Origin of the sequence: Streptomyces candidus (assembly GCF_014207445.1) — a bacterium.
Taxonomy (GTDB): domain Bacteria; phylum Actinomycetota; class Actinomycetes; order Streptomycetales; family Streptomycetaceae; genus Streptomyces; species Streptomyces candidus.
This window is the reverse complement of sequence record NZ_JACHEM010000021.1, coordinates 56,360-62,359: the sequence shown is the minus strand read 5'-3', so window position 1 is coordinate 62,359 and position 6,000 is coordinate 56,360. Positions and strand designations below refer to the sequence as shown.

Genomic DNA, 6,000 nt, shown 5'->3' with positions numbered 1-6,000 from the left:
TGCGAGTACTTCCTCGGTGCGGCCATGGTCAGAGTTCCTCTCATGAACCCCATCTGACCCGATGTCAGCAACCTCCGCATCTCGGGGGAACCTCACCCTGCATGGGCTGCACGTGACGTGCTCAGCGTGTCCAGTGATGCGTCGTTCGCCACGACTCAGAAGGCGCGCGCCGGTATTCACGTCTCTCGGCGGGGCTATCCACGAAAAGGGGTCGCTGTCGACCTCGGCCCGGCCGGGATTCAAAGCAGTACCCAGGCTGAATTCCTGGCTCTGTGCCTGGCCGTCATGGTGAGGGTCGACCAGCGCCGCCCCCTAATCGTGCAAGCTGACGAAGAGTCTTCGGTGCGAGATCTGGAGGCGCTTCGCGAGGGCTGCCTTCCTCGCTGGCTACGCCGTGACGGGAGCGACCTGGCGCAGCGGGTCGCTGTCACCGCGATGGCAGCGCTCCATCTCCGCACGGTCAGCATCAGCCACGTCCCCCGGAGGAAGGTCGCGCAGGCCCATGAGCTGGCGCACATTGGAAATACGGACAGTCGGCTCAACAACAGCCTCTACCACCCGCGCACCTTCGCCAGGAATCAGGGAATTCCCCTGAGCTGGAACGATAGGGACCGCGGTTTCAGCACAACGCCCGCAGGTCCCTCCGCGAGTCCTTGACCTACCCGAGCCGATGGGTAGCACACGGACCCGGGCTACACGGCCCGCACTTGCCGTAGTCGGCTTCCCGCAACGTCCAGTCGCGAGCAGCCGCATGTCCCCGCATTCTCGGCGGGAGGCTGGAGTAGCGACCTGTAGGAGTGCCCTGGGGGCCTGTCCTCCCGGCCTCACGCGCACTCGGCACCCATCCTCGTACCCGTGCCCTCTTCTCTTGCGCTGTCCCTGCCGGTGAGCGTGATGCGCCCCAGCCCCGTTCCGCGAGTGCCGGAGGGGTCGGGGTGGCAGCACGGCGCCAAACTGGACGGGTTCCGGGCAGTGGCGGCCTGGCTTCCGGACCGGCTGCACCTGCACTCCCGTACCGGGCGACGCTTTACGGAGTTCCCGGAACTGCTCGCACTTCGGGAGGCGTTGCCCGCCGGTACGGTGCTCGACGGCGAGATCTGCGCCGTCTCCGCCGAGGGCCGAATGGACTTCGACGCCTTGCAGCGCACCGCCGCCTACCGGCGCGCGCACGGCATCGCCCTCTCGTACACCGTCTTCGATCTCTTGGCGGACGGCGAGGACTGCCGCCCTTTGCCGCTGACTGACCGGTGGGCGCGGCTGACGGCGCTGCTCGACTCGCAGAGCATGGTGCGGCCGGTGCTGGCCACAGACGACCGCGAGCAGGCTCTCGCTCTCGCGCGCGACCTCGCGCCGATGGGGGTGGAGGGCATCGTCTCGCGCCGGTGGACCTCGCGGTACGACCCGCGACTCTCCCGGGGATGGGTGAAGTGGCGTACGGCCGAGAGCCAGGACGCCACGGTGGTAGGGGTGGTGGGGCCGGTTCGGCGCCCCTGGGCGGTGCAGGTGCGGCTTGGGGGCACGGTGGTGACGACGTCCCCCCGCCTCGCCCCAGCCGATGCCGTAAGGGTTGGTCAGAGGCTGGAGGGGCATGTCGGGGAGCGGCTGGCCGACGCCGGCGGCCAGCCGGTGCACGCCGTCACCAAGGAAGTGGTGGCCGAAGTGCGGCGCACGGGCGGACGGCACTCCACAACGCGCTTCGTCCGGCTCCGTCCCACCGCGGAGTGAGAATCCGAGATGTCGGACCGCGCCGAAGATGCCAGGTGCAGCTCGTGAACAGCGGTCAGCACGGGGACGAGGTACTCAAAATCGTCGCCCTCGCCGACATGCGACAGTCCGGGTTTCATGTCGGTCTCTCCCCCTCTCCTTCAGTCGCCGAAATCGTGTGACCGGCAGTGCCCTACTCAACGCCGCCGCGCGCTGAAGCGTTCGGGGCTAGCGAGGCCCGGCACAGGAGCCGCGAAGCGGATCGCACCGGTCCGCCTCTTTCGGGTGAAGGGCTCCCACGACCCGCTGCGGCACTGCTACGTTTGTGTCCTCGCCGGGCCCTGGAAACCGGCGACTGCCCCTGTATCAGGGGATGGCCTTGAAGTAGAAGGCGCGCCCAGGGCGGTGGATCGCAACACATTTGCACATGGACGCGCGTACGTACGTCCAGCAGTGCACTTCCCTGTATCAGGGGATGAAGGCCCTCGGGTGCTCCCCGGGGGCCTTCGGCTTGTGCGGGGCTTCGAGCACGGCGTACGCCTGGTCCGGCTCGTCGGCGTCGGGCTCGGCCCTGCCGCCGTACGGGCCGAAGGGGCCGATCTCCCCGGGCCGACTGGCACCAAGGACGAGGGCCGCGCCCTTCATGCGGTGCGGTGCGGGGATCACGCGTCCGCCCCGGCCGCCTGGACGGGCAGCACGACGGAGTCGGCGGGCCGGAACTTGGCCAGACACAGCCCGCACAGCAGCGGCCCCTGCCGGAAGAAGAACGGGGTGACATGCTGGCGCCGGGGGACGGGCGCGCACTCGCAGACGATGGGGAAGCGGTAGCCCGCACGAGGTGTGACGGCAGACTCGACGGTGGCTTCGAGCTGAACGGCGGCTGCGGCGTCCAGGACTGCGATCACCTCAGACCAGGCTTCGGCATCGGCCAGTGGGCAGTGAGCCAGGCCGACTACCTTGGCCGCCCTCGCCGGCGGGGTGAGGCCGAGCTCCAGGGCGAGGCGCCCGTACCGCCTGTTGTGCCAGCGGCCTGCGCTGCTGGTGTCGCGGACACCGCGGGTGAGGGCCAGGCCGTGCGCGGCATGGTGCAGCAGCCCCTCCATCATCGGACGGCCACCGAGTCCGAGGGTGCCGGAAGACACCTGAAGTTCCATGGTCAGGTGCCCATCGCGAACGAAGCGCCGACCCGTGCGCAAAGCGCTGCACTTGGTGGGGTCCTGCGCGCCGGCGGTGGGCGGTGTGGTGACGGAGATGTCCGGGACGCCATCGAAGCGGCACCGGATCTCCCGCCACGCGGTCTCGACGGCACTGATGATGACCGCGCCGTGGACGACCGAAGCGGGCTCCGCAGCCGGGGCGGTGGGGTTGTCGACGAAAAGGGTCAGATCGTTCACGCAGAGAATTGCCTTCGGGCGGGGCGGGTGAAGAAGTGGAGACCGGCGGCGGTGTTGACGCAGGTGACGCCAAAGCCATAGTCGGCGGCCGCGTACTCCTCTCCGGTGTGCTCGTGAAGCTGTGGCCAGGGGCATGCCCCTGGCCACAGCTTCACGAGCACAGGGCCGACTGAAGCAGGGACGTCAGCCGACGGGCACCAGGGCGGCGTCGTACTGCTCGACGGCCCAGGGCAGCACCACGCAGGAGAGCAGGAACCAGTCGCTGTAACGGTGCAGGTCCCAGTCCTGTACCGGAAAGTGGAACTCGGAGGCGCTGATCTCCTCCACAGAGCCACCCACCGGGCGTTCGGCGTCCACGCGGCCCTCGAACCAGCCCAGCGTGCGCATCAGTGCCGCCTCGCTGTCCCACTCCGCGTAGCTGAACTCCGAGAACAGCCAGTCTTCAGCGTCCTCGGCCTGGATGTGCTCGTGCGTCTCTACGGCTTCGGCGACGGCCTGGCGCACGTAGGCGCGGGCCCGGCCCTCGTCGTACACCTTCACCTCGCTGCCGGAGCCGGGGACCAGCTTGCCCTCCCAGTAGAGGGGGTCGATCCGCTCCCTGTGCGGGCCGGGCCGGAAGAAGTCGAGCATGTCCTCGGTACGGGTGAAGGACCAGCAGCCCAGCCCGCCACGCAAAATCAGCATGCCGGGCCAGGTGACGACCTCGCACCAGTCCCAGGACGCCTTGGGAAATCGGAAGGACAGATGGCGGTGCAAGCCGTCGTCCTTGACCACGGTCATCGTCGCGCCGTCGACCTCGGAGGCGAAGCGCTCCTTCGCCGCGGTCATCTGCTTCTTCAGCTCGTCGTACGAATCGATCTCGCTCATCCCGGAGCCCTCCCACTGTCCGGCCCGCGCCGGTCGGCGGGGCGTCGTTGAATGCAACGACAGCGCCCGACCCGAGTTGTTGGGCGACATCGGATTGTCAGTGCCGGACGTCACGGGTTCTGTCAGTGGCAGGAGTACGGCGGGCGTGGCCACCGACTGTCGGTGGCCAGCTAGATTTCCCCACCCACGGCCGCCTGATGGGGAGTCATCTGGCCGCGGGAAGCCTCACTGTCAGTGGCGATGGCCGAGGCCCGGGTGGGTCGTCCTCCAACGGCTGCCCGGAGAGGTCGTTCGGTGTCCTCACGGGGCGAGGTCGGGGCATCCGAGCCTCGTCTCGCCAGGTGAGCGTTGACTGTGCACCAGGCACTACACGGCCAACATCTTCAGCTTGTCTGCGAGGGCAGGAATGTTCGCCCCCGCCACGTCGTCGCTCTTGTCGCCGTCCTTGAACAGAATGAAGGTGGGAATGGTTCGGATGCCGTACTTCTGAGCCACCGGAGCAACTCCGTCGACGTCCACGGACGCGAACACGATGTCGGTGGGCTGTTCCGAGAGTTCCTCGAAGGCGGGGCTGACGGCCCTGCTACGTCCACTCCACGCCGCCGTGAACATCACGGCGACCTTCGCATTCTTGCGGAGCAACTCTTCGAACTGCTCCGCGCTGGTCACCTCGATCACCGCCATGGATCCTCACTCCCTATCGTGTATCCCGGAGCCCATCCTTACCCCGCATCACTACCAGAAGCACGACCCGACCGAGCACAGGTTCCGCGATCATCATCTTCTCCCACAGTCATGCGGCCGTCTCCATCACGATGGCCTCGCGTCGGCCAACTCTTCGCGGTCGGAGGCAAGCTCGGCTTGGCGCTGCTCGGCCGTCTTTCGCGCGGGGTCGAAGACGCCGAGGCCCGACCAGGCCGACGCCGTCACCGGACGGAAGAACCCCCGCCCCGACATCCGCGGACCGATCCAGCCCGTCGAAGCGGAGGCCCTCCTGCGCGTCTGGGTTGACGGCGGCATCGACACCGCCGACGCCGCGCAGCGCCAGGCCCTCGAAGATCTCGCCGCCGCAGACATGGTCACCCGCGGCGACCTCATCGACGTCCTTCCCGACAACGTCGTGTACAGCCTGCGGATGCTCTCCGAGCCGTCACCGCCTACTGACACACCTCATGTCGCCGTCCGCTGACATTTCGCGTCGCCAGCCTGTCGTGCGCAGAGTAGATGTCAGTCCGGCGCAGGGTTTTGTCAGCGCGAAACGTCCCCGGCGCGGGATGGCGCCGGGGACGTTGGGCTGGACCGTCCAGACCTCCGCGTCAGCTGCTCGCTTCGGGATGGGTCGTCACCCAGGTACGCATGAGGCGCTTGCGGGTGCGGAGCCAGGGCCACCGGTGCTGTGTGCGGAGCAGGGCGTCGGCGGTCTGTCGTTCCTGCTCCGGCAGGGTCTGGGGGTCGGGGAAGTCGTAGAAGACGCCGTCGACGAGGCTGTCCTCACCCCAGTTCACGCGATGCTGACGCTCGCGCCAGGCACGGCCCTCCAGTTCGTGGGCAGCGTTCCACACCCGGTGGCTGGGAACGTCCTGCTCGGCGGCCTCGCGCTGGGGGATCCAGTGGTAGGCGACGAGGACGTCCTCCTGGCCGTAGTCGGGCCTGCGGTCCTGTTCGTATGGCATCGGGCAACTCCTCCCGGGGCTCAGTCTTCGCGGGCGTCGAGGACCTCGTGCGCGTTGTCGCGGAGCACCGCGGCCAGGTCGCGCAGACCGGCTAGCCCGGCGTACTCGTCGCGGGCTCCGGCGTCGGGCACGCGGGCCGTGGTCTTGTCCCACAGGCCGTCGACGAAGTCGTACAGCTCGTCGCGGGCGTCGGCCTGTTCACGCAGGTGCGCGGTGCTGAGGTCGTTCAGCCCGGCCTTGTCGTGGGTGGTGATGTCCTCGCCCAGTCCCTGAGCGGCTTCCTGCAACGAGTCGAAGTCGACGGTCATGCCTGTGTTCCTCCCCTTGGTGAAGCGGACGTAGGTCATCCTGCCTGCCGCATC

Annotated in this window: 8 protein-coding genes; 2 read left to right on the top strand and 6 right to left on the bottom strand. The window is 68.3% G+C overall.

Annotation, left to right across the window (positions count from 1 at the left end):
- Positions 1-855 precede the first annotated feature (855 nt).
- Complete coding sequence (locus tag HNQ79_RS29255) at positions 856-1,725, top strand: ATP-dependent DNA ligase (RefSeq protein ID WP_185035992.1); 870 nt, start codon at positions 856-858, stop codon at positions 1,723-1,725.
- Positions 1,726-2,172: 447 nt separating this feature from the next.
- Here HNQ79_RS29255 and HNQ79_RS29250 read toward each other — a convergent pair whose 3' ends face one another.
- The 4 genes from HNQ79_RS29250 to HNQ79_RS29235 form a co-directional block, all read right to left on the bottom strand.
- On the bottom strand, positions 2,173-2,370 hold the full coding sequence (locus HNQ79_RS29250; protein WP_185035991.1) for a hypothetical protein: 198 nt from the start codon (positions 2,368-2,370) through the stop codon (positions 2,173-2,175).
- Positions 2,367-3,098 (bottom strand): hypothetical protein, encoded by a 732-nt coding sequence (locus HNQ79_RS29245; protein WP_229923727.1) that lies wholly within the window; start codon positions 3,096-3,098, stop codon positions 2,367-2,369. The genes HNQ79_RS29250 and HNQ79_RS29245 overlap by 4 nt, the downstream gene beginning before the upstream one ends.
- Positions 3,099-3,281: 183 nt before the next feature.
- Positions 3,282-3,965: a hypothetical protein gene (locus tag HNQ79_RS29240; protein WP_185035990.1), complete on the bottom strand. Its 684-nt coding sequence runs from the start codon at positions 3,963-3,965 to the stop codon at positions 3,282-3,284.
- A gap of 366 nt (positions 3,966-4,331) precedes the next feature.
- On the bottom strand, positions 4,332-4,649 hold the full coding sequence (locus HNQ79_RS29235; protein ID WP_185035989.1) for a thioredoxin family protein: 318 nt from the start codon (positions 4,647-4,649) through the stop codon (positions 4,332-4,334).
- Between HNQ79_RS29235 and HNQ79_RS29230 the strand changes: the two genes are divergently transcribed.
- Complete coding sequence (locus HNQ79_RS29230; RefSeq protein ID WP_185035988.1) at positions 4,648-5,154, top strand: hypothetical protein; 507 nt, start codon at positions 4,648-4,650, stop codon at positions 5,152-5,154. The genes HNQ79_RS29235 and HNQ79_RS29230 overlap by 2 nt on opposite strands.
- Before the next feature lie 127 nt (positions 5,155-5,281).
- Here HNQ79_RS29230 and HNQ79_RS29225 read toward each other — a convergent pair whose 3' ends face one another.
- Both HNQ79_RS29225 and HNQ79_RS29220 read right to left on the bottom strand, forming a co-directional pair.
- Positions 5,282-5,638, bottom strand: coding sequence for a hypothetical protein (locus HNQ79_RS29225; RefSeq protein ID WP_185035987.1), 357 nt, complete (start codon positions 5,636-5,638; stop codon positions 5,282-5,284).
- A gap of 20 nt (positions 5,639-5,658) precedes the next feature.
- Entirely contained in the window at positions 5,659-5,946 is a 288-nt protein-coding gene (locus HNQ79_RS29220) for a hypothetical protein (protein ID WP_185035986.1), read from the bottom strand.
- Between the last annotated feature and the right edge of the window lie 54 nt (positions 5,947-6,000).